The organism is Dulcicalothrix desertica PCC 7102 (genome assembly GCF_003991905.1).
Classification (GTDB): domain Bacteria; phylum Cyanobacteriota; class Cyanobacteriia; order Cyanobacteriales; family Nostocaceae; genus Dulcicalothrix; species Dulcicalothrix desertica.
In genome coordinates this window covers 259,364-273,982 of sequence record NZ_RSCL01000016.1, presented here as the reverse complement: position 1 = coordinate 273,982, position 14,619 = coordinate 259,364, and the positions used below count along the sequence as shown (strand labels likewise).

13 protein-coding genes and 1 tRNA gene are annotated in these 14,619 nt (G+C 39.6%); 7 read left to right on the top strand and 7 right to left on the bottom strand.

What is annotated here, in order from left to right:
- The 3 genes from DSM106972_RS54000 to DSM106972_RS51630 all read left to right on the top strand — a co-directional run.
- Nucleotides 1-187, top strand: a 187-nt coding sequence (locus DSM106972_RS54000; protein ID WP_233787926.1) for a hypothetical protein, incomplete at its 5' end; no start/stop codon positions are given.
- 229 nt (nt 188-416) lie between these two features.
- Nucleotides 417-1,352 carry a hypothetical protein gene (locus DSM106972_RS31010; protein ID WP_127084290.1) on the top strand — a complete coding sequence of 312 codons (936 nt, stop codon included), beginning with the start codon at nt 417-419 and terminating at the stop codon, nt 1,350-1,352.
- Between the two features lie 399 nt (nt 1,353-1,751).
- On the top strand, nt 1,752-1,928 hold the full coding sequence (locus tag DSM106972_RS51630; protein WP_158632904.1) for a hypothetical protein: 177 nt from the start codon (nt 1,752-1,754) through the stop codon (nt 1,926-1,928).
- A 148-nt stretch (nt 1,929-2,076) separates the two neighbouring features.
- Here DSM106972_RS51630 and nadA read toward each other — a convergent pair whose 3' ends face one another.
- Nucleotides 2,077-3,051 carry a quinolinate synthase NadA gene (gene nadA, locus DSM106972_RS31005; protein ID WP_127084289.1) on the bottom strand — a complete coding sequence of 325 codons (975 nt, stop codon included), beginning with the start codon at nt 3,049-3,051 and terminating at the stop codon, nt 2,077-2,079.
- A 247-nt stretch (nt 3,052-3,298) separates the two neighbouring features.
- Here nadA and DSM106972_RS31000 point away from each other — a divergent pair, with 247 nt between their 5' ends.
- The gene (locus tag DSM106972_RS31000) at nt 3,299-4,201 is read left to right on the top strand and encodes a TIGR04168 family protein (protein ID WP_127084288.1); all 903 of its coding nucleotides are present in this window, start codon (nt 3,299-3,301) and stop codon (nt 4,199-4,201) included.
- Nucleotides 4,202-4,274: 73 nt separating this feature from the next.
- Nucleotides 4,275-4,359: transfer RNA gene (locus DSM106972_RS30995), tRNA-Ser, on the top strand.
- A gap of 586 nt (nt 4,360-4,945) precedes the next feature.
- On the opposite strand, the gene DSM106972_RS30990 is transcribed toward DSM106972_RS30995, so the two are convergent.
- A complete protein-coding gene (locus tag DSM106972_RS30990) occupies nt 4,946-5,845 on the bottom strand; it encodes a S1 RNA-binding domain-containing protein (protein ID WP_127084287.1) in 900 nt (299 codons plus the stop codon).
- Between the two features lie 48 nt (nt 5,846-5,893).
- A complete protein-coding gene (locus DSM106972_RS30985; protein WP_127084286.1) occupies nt 5,894-6,670 on the bottom strand; it encodes a dienelactone hydrolase family protein in 777 nt (258 codons plus the stop codon).
- Nucleotides 6,671-6,831: 161 nt separating this feature from the next.
- On the opposite strand from DSM106972_RS30985, the gene plmA reads away from it, so the two are divergent.
- On the top strand, nt 6,832-7,818 hold the full coding sequence (gene plmA / locus DSM106972_RS30980; protein WP_127084285.1) for a transcriptional regulator PlmA: 987 nt from the start codon (nt 6,832-6,834) through the stop codon (nt 7,816-7,818).
- Nucleotides 7,819-7,893: 75 nt separating this feature from the next.
- Here plmA and DSM106972_RS30975 read toward each other — a convergent pair whose 3' ends face one another.
- The 4 genes from DSM106972_RS30975 to tig form a co-directional block, all read right to left on the bottom strand.
- Nucleotides 7,894-8,784 (bottom strand): alpha/beta fold hydrolase, encoded by an 891-nt coding sequence (locus tag DSM106972_RS30975; RefSeq protein WP_127084284.1) that lies wholly within the window; start codon nt 8,782-8,784, stop codon nt 7,894-7,896.
- A 114-nt stretch (nt 8,785-8,898) separates the two neighbouring features.
- Nucleotides 8,899-10,242: an ATP-dependent protease ATP-binding subunit ClpX gene (clpX, locus tag DSM106972_RS30970; protein ID WP_026092959.1), complete on the bottom strand. Its 1,344-nt coding sequence runs from the start codon at nt 10,240-10,242 to the stop codon at nt 8,899-8,901.
- Nucleotides 10,243-10,275: 33 nt separating this feature from the next.
- Nucleotides 10,276-10,953: an ATP-dependent Clp endopeptidase proteolytic subunit ClpP gene (gene clpP, locus DSM106972_RS30965; RefSeq protein ID WP_127084283.1), complete on the bottom strand. Its 678-nt coding sequence runs from the start codon at nt 10,951-10,953 to the stop codon at nt 10,276-10,278.
- A gap of 328 nt (nt 10,954-11,281) precedes the next feature.
- Nucleotides 11,282-12,721: a trigger factor gene (tig, locus tag DSM106972_RS30960; RefSeq protein WP_127084282.1), complete on the bottom strand. Its 1,440-nt coding sequence runs from the start codon at nt 12,719-12,721 to the stop codon at nt 11,282-11,284.
- A gap of 826 nt (nt 12,722-13,547) precedes the next feature.
- On the opposite strand from tig, the gene DSM106972_RS30955 reads away from it, so the two are divergent.
- Entirely contained in the window at nt 13,548-14,591 is a 1,044-nt protein-coding gene (locus tag DSM106972_RS30955; protein WP_127084281.1) for an aspartate-semialdehyde dehydrogenase, read from the top strand.
- Nucleotides 14,592-14,619 lie beyond the last annotated feature (28 nt).

The window sequence follows — 14,619 nt, the reverse complement described above, 5'->3', positions numbered from 1 at the left end:
GGCTACGATAGTTGGAGAGTTGTCTCCTGCAACAATTGCTCGGTGCCAGGGCAATATTACAAAACAAAAGCCTTCTCTTGGATATAAGAGGAGGCTTTTGTTATTGGAAAACATAAAGCGAAGCTTTTCTGTGCAGGGTAGGAACTTCAATATTTTCACATTAAAAGCTTCGGCGCCCAATACTTAATTATTTGGAGACAAATAAAAAATATACTGTTGCCATATAGCAAATATTAGGTTAATAACAGCTCTGAACTAGTCCTAAAGAGAGATGATTTATGTAAAATCTGGCAACATAATGTTTTTCCTCATACAATCAAGGAATAAGTTAATGTCACATAAAACACTAACTTAGGTATAATTGTCGATTTGTAAACAAACCAGGGTTAAAGGGCTGTAAGTAAACGCTGATGGTGATGGTAGACAGGATTAACGATATTTTCTGGCAAGCACAGCAAGGTAGTGTTGCTGCGATAATTCAACTATTAAATCAGAAGTTGAGTTCTTCGGGCGTCAGGACTAGAGCAATGTTTGCTGATGGTGTGCTACAATTGCTTTGCGAAGCACGTAGCGAAGATAAACTTGAAAAATCAACGTTGGTTGGTACGATTCGTCAAATACTCGAATCGATTGCACCACGAAACATCTATAGAATTAACATTAACACTCGCATTGTTCGTGAGCAGCAATTACTTTGGCTAGAAGAAGTAAGTCGCAAAGAAGGAGACAATGAATTACTATGGTCAGAGGAATTCACATTAGAAAAGCCTAATGCTTTTCAACAGTTTATTAAAGACTTACAAGAACGAAAACCAGAGCCAGTAAAAATAAGCCTGCCTAAAACTCCACAATCAAGTTCCATAGTAATTGTTAAAAAAACTAAACATAAAAATGCAGCATGGGGATGGTTTTTCTTAGGCATCAGTATCTGTACGCTGTTTGGAATCGCTGGTCTAGCTCTTTCTAGTTTGCTAGGTGATAAAGTCAAATTACCAACGCTAGCATCCGATTCAAAAGCTGTATTGCCAATAACTAAGACCGTAGAATCTCCCATCATCAACGAATCTAAGAAACAACAATCTCAAGAAGCTGTTAACGAAAGCAACGCGAAATTAACTGAAGACTATTTTGTTTCAGCCGTTAGGATTGCAAATGAAACAACAATAAACGGTAAAAAAGCTCGTAATTCAACTCAATGGCTTGAAATAGCAGCTAGTTGGCAACGCGCGTCAGATTTAATGGCTAAAGTGGCGCCTAGCCATAGTCGTCATAAAGAAGCGCAAATCCGTACTAAATTATATCGTCAATATAGTGAGGCAGCACAAAAGGAAGCAGAAAAGAATAACTCGTAAATAGTAACTAAATACAAAAAACTCAAAAATACAGCTTTATCATCCGTGAACTTATAATCTCAAGTTCGGATGATTGAATTTAACTTGGCAGTCACAAGTGGAGTTACACATTATCGCTCTTCCACGTCTTCCGTAAGAAAATTATAGTAAGCCCAAGCATTTTATAAAAGACAGGCAATTACTCATGGTTTTAACTGCTTAGATATTATTGACCATATTTTAGACAGCGAGGATGTAGATTTTCGAGATATTACAACACTAATATTCGGTCGTCTTGACGTTTTACGGAAATTATATAAACTATTGATTAAATAAAATAGGTCTATTCTTTTAACTTATAAAGGAATCTCTAACAGAATTACTTTTGCAAGTTGGCGGAACATAAAAGCTATTAATTATATGGCTTTTTCAGGTGGGCATGAGCAATTAAATATGAAGTTTTATCATCAAAATAATAAGCTTGGCTTTATGATAATTTATATTAATGATTTAACTGAATCATCAGAGTGTATTAAATACGCAATTTCTCATTTTGTTAAAGTTAATCAGGCAAATGGTAATATGGATATTTATTAATATTAACCTAAAACAAAAGGCTTGAAGTAGGTAGTTTACGTGACGAGAGATTGTTTAATGTCTTGTCTAGCTAATTTGATTTAAAGTTGTTTTGTGGAGACGCGATTTTATTTGCCGCGTCTCTACAAACTTGACTAATCTAACTTATCTAAACGCTCATTTCTAACATGCGTTGAATAGGGCGCCAAGCTAAAAGCCGTATCTCCTCGTCCATAGTAATCTCCGGCGCCTGGTTCTTCATCGCCAAATAAAGTTTTTCCAATGTATTCAACCGCATAAACGGACATTCGTTGCAATTACAATTATTCTCAGGTGGCGCCGGAATGAATGTTTTGTGTGGCGCCGCTTTTTGCATTTGGTGAATAATTCCTGGCTCGGTGGCAACAATAAATTCTTGTGAAGAACTTTCTTGACAATATTTAAGTAACGCCGCAGTTGAACCAATATAATTTGCGTGACGTAATACTGGTTCCTCACATTCGGGGTGAGCTATTATCTCACTTTCTGGATGTGTAATTTTTAACTGTACTATTTTCTTCTCCGAGAAAGTTTCGTGTACAATACAACTTCCCTGCCATAAAACCATATCACGCCCTGTTTGCTGCATTACATAACGTCCTAAGTTACGGTCAGGAGCAAAAATTATTGGCTGGTCTTGCGGTATTTGCTGAACTATCTTGACGGCATTAGAACTAGTACAAATGATATCGCTCATTGCCTTAATTTCGGCAGAGCAGTTTATATAGGAAATTACTAAATGTCCTGGATGCGCGCGCTTGAATGCGGCAAACTCGGATGGTGGACATGTATCAGCAAGCGAACACCCAGCATCTAAATCCGGCAACAGTACTAATTTATCAGGATTCAGAATTTTTGCAGTCTCCGCCATAAAATGAACCCCAGCAAACACTATCACTGAAGCATCTGTTTGTGCAGCTGCTCTAGCTAGTTGCAGTGAGTCACCAATATAATCAGCTACATCCTGAATATCAGGCTCTTGATAATAATGCGCCAAAACCACAGCATTAAGTGATTTCTTCAAGCTATCAATTGCCGCAAATAAATCTAACGGTAATGCACCCGGTTGGGTCTTTTCAGATACGCTTCGTACAGTTGTAAACACAGTATGGTGTTACCTAATTTTTCTTTTGGTCTGAATTCTTGCTTTGACACAAAAAATCTCTCCTTCCTCTGTTAAACAAGGAAATTATAAGATTTATTAGCGGTAGCAAGATAGGTATTTGTTCTTTAATTAATTATAGTACTTTTTACCAAAAATACACATTGGGTAATCCACCTTCCTTAAGATTGTGTCAAAATAGAATTATGTTGCCTATGCTAAAGACATAAGGCAAGACATAAACTCAAAGATGATAAAAATTGCTGTAGTTGGAGATGTCCACGACCAGTGGGAAGAGGAAGATAAAATAGCGCTTCATACGCTAGGAGTGGATTTGGTACTGTTTGTTGGGGATTTTGGCAATGAATCTGTGGATGTAGTCCGCTTGGTTGCATCTCTTGACATCCCCAAAGCTGTAGTAATGGGCAACCACGATGCCTGGTATTCTGCTACCGAATGGGGACGCAAGAAGTGCCCTTATGACCGTACTCAAGAAGATTGGGTGCAGGAACAACTCGATTTATTAGGTGACACCCATGTTGGTTACGGAAAACTCGATTTTGATGATTTTAATTTTACTGTAGTCGGTGGGCGCCCGTTTAGCTGGGGTGGGCCTGATATGAAGTTCGCTGATATCTGCAAGCAGCGTTATAACGTTACAACTTTAGAAGAATCAGCAGCCCAAATTTTCGAGTCTGTGAAAAACGCAGCTTATGACACAATTCTTTTTCTTGGACATAACGGACCATCAGGCTTAGGAGATAGAGCAGAAGACCCATGTGGCAAAGATTGGCATCCAATTGGAGGTGATTTTGGCGACCCAGATTTTGCTGAAGTCATATCCCAAGCAATTACAGCAGGTAAAAAAATACCTCTAGTTACTTTTGGGCACATGCACCACTCGTTACGACACACCAAAAGAGTAATTCGCAAGCGTGTTTTTAGAAGCCCAGAAGGGATAATTTATTTAAATGCGGCTGCTGTTCCCCGTGTTATCAACACAAATACAGGAATACAGCGTAACTTCTCGATAGTTCATATAGACAATGGGGTTGTTACTCAAACCTCATCCGTATGGGTTGGAGAAGACTTCAGCATTGCCTCAGAAGAAATTTTGTATGAACAAACCAATCAAGTAGTGCAAACTGTTTAAAGTTATGATATATTGTTTTCTTGGTCAGTGAATTAATCGCTGGCGGCTGACAGCTTAGGCTGACAGCTTTATTGGAGAGGTGGCAGAGTGGTCGATTGCGCTCGACTTGAAATCGAGTGATGCGAAAGTATCCGTGAGTTCGAATCTCACCCTCTCCGTATTTTTAATGTATAAATTAATGAATGTACATTAAGTGTTTTAATAACACATGATGCTTGATAGCATCTGTATCTAAAAAAACAAAATTAATATTTTCTACAAAAAATAGCGACAGTTGGGAAGCAACTAAGTTAAGCTAGAAAAAATCTCAATTTAGGACGGACTGCAACCGCCCTGGATAGCAAAGGAACGCTGCTGAGTGTAGGGAACGCATGATACTTTCAGAGGATGCCTCCGCGTAATTTCTGAAGTATCTTGCCCAGATATGAAATTATTTTAAAATCCTAGAAACCGGGTTTCTTGTTGAAATATTGTAATAAAAATCATGATTTGTCTGCGACAATGAATGCGTAAAAACCCGGTTTCTGTATAATTTTTATATAATCAATAAGTATAAATTATACATTAGTAAAATCTTCTCTAACCATAAGCAATTTCAAAAATGCTGAGTTATACTAAGAAAAACTGCAAGGGGCGGATTTTAACAGCCTCGAAACGCAGAGGAACGCAAAAAAGTGTAAAAGCGATACATCAAAGTAATACGTGCAAATAACGAGGGATAGGCTTTTGCCTATCCTTTGTTGCTTATTCGATGCCTTTGTTTTTCACTTTTTGTGCGCGCGCTTCAGCAGAAGCCATAACTTCCTCCATGTTTTCGAGAATTTCACCTGGTGAATTCTCTAAAACTCTTGTAGAAAGTGCGATACGACCTTTCGGTTCGTCAATGTCAATTATTACAGCTTTAATGTGCTGACCAATTTGAAAGACTTTTTCGAGGTTATCGATAAACTTTTGAGTGACTTGCTTGATGTGAAGTAAGGCGCCAACTCCATCTAACTCTACAAATACACCAAAGGGTTTTATACCAGTTATTTTTCCTTCAACAAGTTGACCTATTGAGAGTGTGCTAAAGCTGGCAGAGCGAGTTACTAAGCGTTGCGATAGTATCAAGCGTTTATTGGCTTCTTCTACTTCTAAAAATCCTACAGTCAAAGTTCGCCCTTTGAGTGCCTCTAAATTATCGCGTTCAAGTAAGTGTGAACGTGGTATAAATCCCCGTACACCTAGCACATCGATGTTGACACCACCTTTATTGATGCCAATAACTCGCGCTTCTACACTTTGGTTGTTCTCTTTCATTACCACAAGTCGTTCCCAAATATGGCGAATTTCTAACTGGCGCCGAGAAAGAGTGACTTGTCCTTCTGCATCCTGTTCGCGAATAATAATGAAGTCTAATCTTTCATCTAGTGGTAACACCTCTGACAAATTAGTAACAGTTCTCAAAGAAGCTTCATCGCGAGGCAAAAACGCACTTGCTTTTCCACCAATATCTACATAGGCGCCATCATGGTCGATTTGGAAAACTTTACCATTTACCAGTTGCCCTTTTTGAAACTGGTAGTCGTGGGTTTCGAGTGCCTTCGCAAAATCATCCATTGTGAATGACGAATCAGCTTTTTGAGATTTAGTTTCAGAATTCATGACTTTATCAAAAAATAAATATTTAGTTATTGAGAGTTAAGTTACCCATTAACTAAGTTGTTGTGCAAACAATTGTTTGACTTTTTCCCAAGCATCGTTTGCTGCTACTGGATTATAGCTTTTGCGATGGTCGCAAAAAAATCCGTGGTCAGCTCCATCGTAGCGAAAGACACGTGATGGTATTCTATATTTTTCTAACGAAGCCTCTATAAGATCAACTTGGTCAGATGGAATACTCGCATCTTCGTTGCCAAAAAACGCATATAATGTACCTTTTATCTCACTAGTACGTGAGAGAGTAGTATCACCCCCACCGGGTGTGGTGGTAGCAATTCTTGCACCGTAAAATGAAGCAGTAGCTTTAATATCTGGTAGTGTTGCCGCCAAATATGCTACATGTCCACCAAAGCAAAATCCGATACAGCCGAAACCTTCCTTTTTAACATTGGGTAGGGTCTTTAGGTAGTTTATCGCCGTTTGGATATCACTCAAGAGTTCGCTCTTATGAGTTTGTCCCCAAGCATAATGACGACCAACTTCTACATCTTCGCTTGTGTAGCCAGATTCATATCCGGGTGCAAAACGTTCAAATAATGCGGGTGCAATAGCAATATAACCTTCGCGTGCGATTCTTTCTGTACAAGAGCGGATGTGCGCGTTGACACCAAAGATTTCCTGTAGTACTACTATACCTGGGTAAATACCTGGTTTACTTGGGTATGCTAAGTAGGCTGATATTGGTAGTTCTGTGTCTGAGGTAATACCATTGATTTGTTTGCCTTGCGAAACTTTAATGCTTAAGGTATCGATTGCGCTCTCTGTCATAATAGTTTTTACTAGTAGCGTGTGCTTATTACATGCATATGTGATGCTAGTAATCCGGGGTTATCTCCAATTAATGTATAAATCAATGTATAAATCAATTATTTAACAAGTAGTACATGCATCTGGTCGCATAGCGCTACCAGTCCCAGGAGCATATGGTAATGATTCAATTCCGCATTCAACCCGATAGTGATATTCCTGCTAGTAACCAGCTGTTTAATCAAATTCGATTTGCGATTGCCTCTCGACAGTATCCACCTGGTTACAAGTTGCCAAGCACCCGCGCTCTTGCTATGCAAACTGGTTTGCACCGCAATACAATTAGTAAAGTATACCGCCAGCTTGAAGAAGACGGTTTTGTTGAGAGTCTTGCTGGTTCAGGAATTTACGTGCGCGCTCAAGGACACGAAGGAGGAAGCAGACTACGGTCTCCAATTCTTGAGCAGTACCCCCAAGCTTACAAAGTTGTTCAACAAGCACTCGATGATTTACTTACCCAAGGTTGTACTCTTTCTCAAGCACGTGAGATATTTTTAGCTGAAATCGATTGGAGGTTACGCTGTAGTGCCCGTGTATTGGTGGCAGTACCTAGGCAAGATATTGGCGCCGGTGAATTAATGGCAGGAGAATTAGAACAAGCGTTAAAGATTCCTGTACAGCTAGTAGCGACCGAAGAATTAACGTCGGTACTTGAACAAACTTCGAGTGCGACAGTCGTCACTAGTCGTTATTTTATTGCCGATGTTGAATCTATAGCTGCTCCTAAATCTGTACGTGTTATTCCACTTGATATTCATGACTATGCTAAGGAACTTAATATTGTCAGAAGTTTACCTACAGATAGCTGTATTGGCATTGTGAGTGTAAGTTCGGGAATTTTACGCGCTACCGAAGTAATTATTCACGGTATTCGAGGTGATGAACTTTTGGTAATGACCTCGCAGCCAAAAGATACATATAAACTACATGCAATAGTCAAGCGCGCGCATTTAATTTTCTGTAGCGACGAAGCAAGTTCTACAGCAGTACAAGCTTCTGTACAAGTAGTTGTAGATGATATTATTCGTCCGCCTAAAATTGTTCGTAGCGATAATTACATAGGAGAAAAATCAATAAACTTGCTGCGACGAGAACTAGGTTTAGGTTAGGACAGGCAGAATAAATTAATTAGGACAGGCAGAATAAATTAATTAGGACAGGCAGGATGCCTATCCCACAAGAAATTAATTTAAGAATTCTTGCACTACTTTCAAATAAGTTTCTGCGTCTTCTAACATTGGAAAGTGGGCTGTGTCTTTCATAACTACAAGCTTTACTTGGTTAGAGAACGATGCTGCTTTGCGTCCTAAATCAGCAGGTATAATCTGGTCATATTCTCCTGAAATAAGTAACGCTGAAACAGTTAGTTTCTCAAATTCTCCTGGCATTACTTCGGCTTGATATTTACTTACAGAAGTAAATATTGTTCCGAGTGCTGCTTCGTAATCTGCTACTAAAAAATCTTCTAAAAACGCTTGACGTTCAGATGCGGGAATTGGACGACGTAAAAAGCGTGCCATGAAAATTTGGTCAACAAATGGTATTTTACTCAACCATTTAGGTCTAAATTTGACTACGTAGCCACCAAATTTATGAAATGCTGTAAAGGCTTTTTCGTCGTACTCGAATACACCACTACATGTCAAAATAGCTTTTTCTACTCGTTGCGGGTAACGGTTGAGAAATAATGTTGCTATTGAGGCGCCCATTGAGTGAGCGTTAATGTAAACTTTTGCGAGTTGCAGTTTATCTAATAATGCTGCAAAATCCTCAGCGTATTCTTCAAGTTCATAATTTAATTTTTGAATTGCTTTCGCTTCTTCTTGTATCGATTGCGAGGACTCTATAGCTTCACTAGCTTCTATGGTCGTGGGTTTACCCTTGGAACGTCCAAACCCACGCATATCATAAAGTAAGCAATCAAAATTAAGAGACAAAGCTTGGGCAGTAGTTTGCCAATAACGAGCTGAACCTGCCCAACCATGAATAAATACCATCACAGGTTTTTGTGTCTCTGATGGTTGTTTTATCCATTCATAGTAGTGTTCAACACCACGTACATTAATGTAGGACATGATAAAAACTAGGATTTAATAAATTGTAGAGACGTGACATGTCACGTCTTTTTAACTATTATTCCTAGATTATGTTAAGACGCGACACGTCGCGTCTCTACAAAGATATTTTATTTATGCTGATTCGGGTTTGGGTAGTGAAGATGGATGTATTATTAGTTCGGCGGTAGAACGTTTTTCTACCATTTCCTTTGTAACAGTACAACGACCTACGTCTTTACGTGAAGGTAATTCGTACATTACATCGAGCATTAACTCTTCAACAATACCGCGTAATGCACGGGCACCTGTTTTGCGACGATATGCTTCTTGCGCGATGGCTCGTAATGCATCAGATTTAAACTCAAGCTGAACGTTGTCCATTTTGAGCAATTTCTGATACTGCTTGACTAATGCGCTTCTTGGCTGTGTCAAAATTGCCATCAAAGTTTCTTCGTCGAGTGGGTCTACTACTGCTACCATTGGCACCCGTCCAATAAATTCAGGTATCATCCCAAATTTTACTAAATCATCTGGTTCCAAATGGTGCAGTGTGTCGGCTATACGCTTGTCTTTCGATTGACCTTCACCTGGTTGAACAAAGCCTATTGATTTTTTACCAATTCTCTGCTCTACAACTTTTTCTAGACCAACGAAGGCGCCGCCACAAACAAATAAAATATTACTTGTATCAATCTGGATACAATCTTGATAAGGATGTTTACGTCCACCTTGTGGAGGTACATTGGCAACTGTACCTTCAAGCATTTTTAATAACGCTTGCTGTACACCCTCACCAGATACATCGCGGGTAATCGATGGGTTTTCACTCTTACGAGCGATTTTGTCGATTTCATCAATGTAAATAATACCACGCTGCGCTTCTTCGACATCAAGGTCTGCTACCTGCAAAAGTCGCAGCAAAATGTTTTCTACGTCTTCACCTACATAACCTGCTTCGGTTAACGTGGTGGCATCAGCTACAGCGAAAGGAACATCGAGAATTTTCGCAAGCGTCTGAGCTAAAAGCGTTTTACCGCAGCCTGTAGGGCCTATCAATAAAATATTAGATTTTTGCAGTTCAACCGCGTCATCAGTCGAACCTTTAGCGGCTCCTTTGGCCTGGATAATCGACAAACGCTTATAGTGGTTGTAAACTGCGACTGAGAGTACTTTTTTTGCTTCATCTTGACCGATAACATGCTCGTCAAGATATTTCTTAATCTCTCGTGGTTTGGGTATTTGATTAAACGAGAGATTGCTGGAACGGGTGCGACGTTTTTGTGGCTGTTCTGCTGGACGTGCAGGTTGGGAAGCCGCAGCACCGTTTGTGTCGAGCAACTCCTCATCTAGTATTTCATTGCACAAGTCTACGCACTCATCGCAGATGTAGACTCCCGGTCCAGCGATTAGCTTACGCACCTGCTCCTGAGACTTGCCACAAAACGAACATTTTAAATGGGAGTCGTACTTAGACATACCAGCCTCATTATTTAGACAACAGTAACTTTTTCACGCCTTGGAAGGAAGATTTTGCCTTGAGATGACCTGATCAATCAACCCATAATTTTGTGCCTCAAGAGCCGACATGAAAAAGTCACGTTCCGTATCGGCTTCGATTCTTTCGAGCGGTTGATTAGTGTGGTGTGCCAGCAACTGATTCAACTTAGCTTTATGATAAAGAATTTCTTTGGCTTGGATTTCAATATCAACTGCTTGCCCCTGTGCCCCACCTAAAGGTTGGTGGATCATTATACGAGAATCAGGTAGAGACATCCGTTTGCCAGCGGCACCTGCTGCTAACAAAAATGCCCCCATACTCGCGGCTAATCCAAAACATATGGTAACAACATCAGGGCGAATTTGCTGGATTGTATCATAAATTGCCATTCCTGCTGTCACCGAACCACCCGGAGAGTTTATATAAAGCTGAATATCTTTTTCTGAATCTTCAGCATCAAGGAAAAGTAGTTGAGCAATGATAGAGTTAGCAACTGTATCATCTACAGGCGTTCCCAAAAATATAATACGCTCACGCAATAAACGTGAGTATATATCGAAAGCTCTTTCTCCTACTCCAGACTGTTCTACCACCATCGGGACGATGTTGCTAGGACTACCAAGCGAAGAATTTATAGATAATCGACCCAAACTATGAATAGGGTCGTTTCCTGATTGCGATACAAACATAAAGATATAGAGGCTTTAACCAATGGAAGAATAAGTTATACGAATGTAAACCCCAAATGCTAGCTAGTCACCAGGTGGTTTGCGCCGGGTGCAAACTTTCATTAGTTTTAGTGGGTGTGTGTTTACCATTATGCCTCATCTAATTTTCTAACGTCTTAACACACTGATCACTATAAGTAGTAATATCCGTTCCTAATTTTTCCTATTCTCTGATTTTATTCGAGTTTTTCAGGAATTGGTTGGATTTGAGAGGCGCCCCTTGGAGGGGGGAGGTAAGAGAGGAGCGAAAATTAACTTTATATTTCACACTCTCACGCTCCCACACTCATTACTCTTCTACGGTTTCACTCTGAACATCAATAACATCAACAGTTGTTTCTGAGGGTTCTTCAGATTGTGAAGATTCTAAAACTTCTTCTAATGCTTCTTTTTCTTCAGATTTTAGCGACCCTTCGGGTACTAGTTCGACGGTGGAGTGTTCAACTAACCAATCAAGAATTTTTTCGGTTAGCATTTCGTTCTCAATATACGAACGCAATTTATCCTCGTCTATATCTTGGTCTTTATACTCCTTCATCAATTCGCTGACACGCGCGTTTACCTCTTCGTCGGTGACTTTAAGCGATTCGCGATTGCCAATTTCACGCAGTGACAAAGAACGCACAATTCTATCTGATGCCTCACCACGAGAGTTTTCCCGCAATTTTGGCATGATTTCTGGCGTAAACAGCTTACGAACATCCATACCCTGTTGCTGTAAACGCATGGCTGTTTGCGTCAGCATTGCGTCAACTTCTTGCTGAATCATTGTTTCAGGCAAGTCTATTTCGACGTGCTTGACTAATTCTTTAAGTAACGCTTCGTGCTGATTCGATTTTGTTTTATCGCTAGCTTCCTTTTGATAACGTTCTTCGAGCGAAGCACGTAGTTCTGCCAGCGTCTCAAATTCGCTAATTTCTTTGGCGAAGTCATCGTTTAACTCAGGAAGTTCTTTTTCTTTAATTTCCTTGAGCGTTACTGTAAAGCGAGCAGGTTTTCCTGCCAACTCTTCAGAAGCATAAGGGTCTGGGAACTGTGCTGAAATTTCTTTGGTTTCACCTGGGTTCATCCCCACAATGCCAGTAACAAATCCTGGTATAAAGCGATCTTCTTGTAACTCGACTTGAAAATCTTCTGCTTCTCCTCCAGGAATTGGTTCGTCTTCACCATCCGAACCCGCTTCAGCTGGCACTACTCCTTTAAAGTCTACAACTGCTGTATCTCCAATTTGTGCTGGGCGCCCTTCTATAGGAATTAATGTTCCCATTTGTTGACGTTCACCATCTATAACAGTATCGACACGTGTCGCATCGTATTTTACTTCTTCAGCTTTGACTTCTAATCCTGTGTAGGTGCCAAGTTTGATTTCTGGTTCAACGTCAACAGCAGCCGAAAATGTTAAAGTCTTACCAGGTTCGTAGCTGGTAATTAATTCATCAAACGTTGAGCGTAGTTCTGGCTGACCAATAGCTGGGATTTTTTCTTGGTCTAGGGCTTTTTTAATTCCATCTTGGATAAGTTCTTCTACTGCAGCGGCTTTGACACGAGCTGTGCCTAAGCGCTGTAGTAAAATTGAACGGGGTACTTTGCCTTTACGAAACCCAGGAATGTTAACAGTACGAGAGAGGTTATTGACTACTTGCTCGTAGGTCTGCTTAGTGGTTTCTGGTGCGATTTCTATAGACAGTCCAATTTGGCTTTTAGGAAGTTTCTCCTGGGTAACTTTCATGCTTTCTCTCGATTCTAAAAAGTGTTAGTATCCAACGAACGGTATCCATAGTCTTGAGCGCAGGTGATTGCGTAACTAATGACTCTTAACACAAACGTCTTGTGAATGGATATGCTGCGACAAAAGTTAAGTTTACAGCGAGTGTCAAGCTTTCTGGCACTTTTAGACAAATAAGTTTATGTGAATAATCAAGCGCTACTGTGCTGAACGTTCTCGCTCAGTTATGATATTCTGGTTTTCAACAACGTACCATTTTACCCATTTCCACGCTTATAACAGTAACTAAGACCCATATACACTTGAATCTTAGTACATCTATTAGACATAACTAAGCCTAAAAGTCAAGAACCGTAAGTGTATATTCCGTAAGTTAATGCACTAAGCAGGAATAATTTTAGACAAATAAACATACTTAAATACAAAAATATTATTTTAATTCCTTTTTCGTATGTTATCATTGCTGACTCAGCTAGGTATTATAACAAGATTATTTTTTCTTTATCGCAGAAAAAATAAATATGTTGTATAATATCTAATTTAAATACTGATACATATCAGTTGTTTATTGTTTTGGTTGTACATTTGGGTTGTAAAATCAGAATATTATTAAAAATGCTGGTATATTTAGTATCAAAAGTAGATAGTATATAGTAAGTGAGAGTGATAATTTAAGAAAGATTAATAGAAATACACATTATTTATTTCATTAGGTTTTACTGGTTAACTTTATTTATTTTTATTAGGCATAAGTTATATTGATGAATTAAATCTTTTTATATTTGGTTAAAAATCGTGCATAATTACTATTGAAAAGGAGGAAGCCAGTTTGTCTAGACCCTATCGTGTAGCTATTTTGGGAGCAACTGGAGCTGTTGGTCAGGAACTGTTGGAATTACTAGAAAGCCGTAATTTCCCGCTTGCTGATTTAAAACTGTTAGCGTCAGCACGTAGTGCAGGGCAAAAAATATCGTTCAAAGGAGAAAGTCTCGCAGTTGAAGCTGTTGATGACAAATCTTTTGATGGTATAGATATAGTTTTAGCGAGTGCAGGTGGTTCTACATCTAAGGCAATGGCGCCAAAAGCAGTAGAAGCAGGTGCGGTGGTTATTGATAATTCCAGTGCTTTTCGGATGAACCCAGAAGTACCTTTGGTAGTGCCAGAAGTCAACCCAGAGGCAGCATCTGAACATAAGGGTATTATTGCGAACCCCAACTGTACGACAATTTTAATGGCGGTGGCGGTTTATCCGTTGCATAAGGTAAAAAAAATAAGAAGAATTATTGCAGCGACGTATCAATCTGCTAGTGGTGCGGGCGCCAAAGCGATGGCAGAGGTACAAACGCAAGCGAGTGCAATTTTATCGGGTCAGCAACCAGTAGCATCCATATTTCCTTATCCGTTAGCGTTCAACTTATTTCCTCACAATACCCCTTTAAATGAGATGGGGTACTGCGAAGAGGAAATGAAGATGGTTAACGAAACTCGGAAGATTTTTGGTACTCAAGAAATTCGAGTTTCTGCAACTTGCGTTCGAGTTCCTGTTTTACGCGCACACTCAGAAGCTATCAACTTAGAGTTTGATGAACCTTTTGATAAAGATGAAGCGCGAAAAATTTTATCGTCGGCGCCGGGTGTAAAATTGGTAGACGACTGGCAAGGTAATTATTTTCCAATGCCAATAGATGCAACAGGTCGTGATGAAGTATTAGTAGGTAGAATCCGCCAAGATATTTCGCACAACTGTGGATTGGAATTATGGTTGTGTGGAGACCAAATTCGCAAGGGTGCAGCATTGAACGCTGTTCAAATTGCCGAGTTGCTGGTGGAAAAAAATATAGTTAAGCCAAAGCTAGCAGTAGCATTAACATAAATTTTGGAATTAATAAATTTTCGTAGTT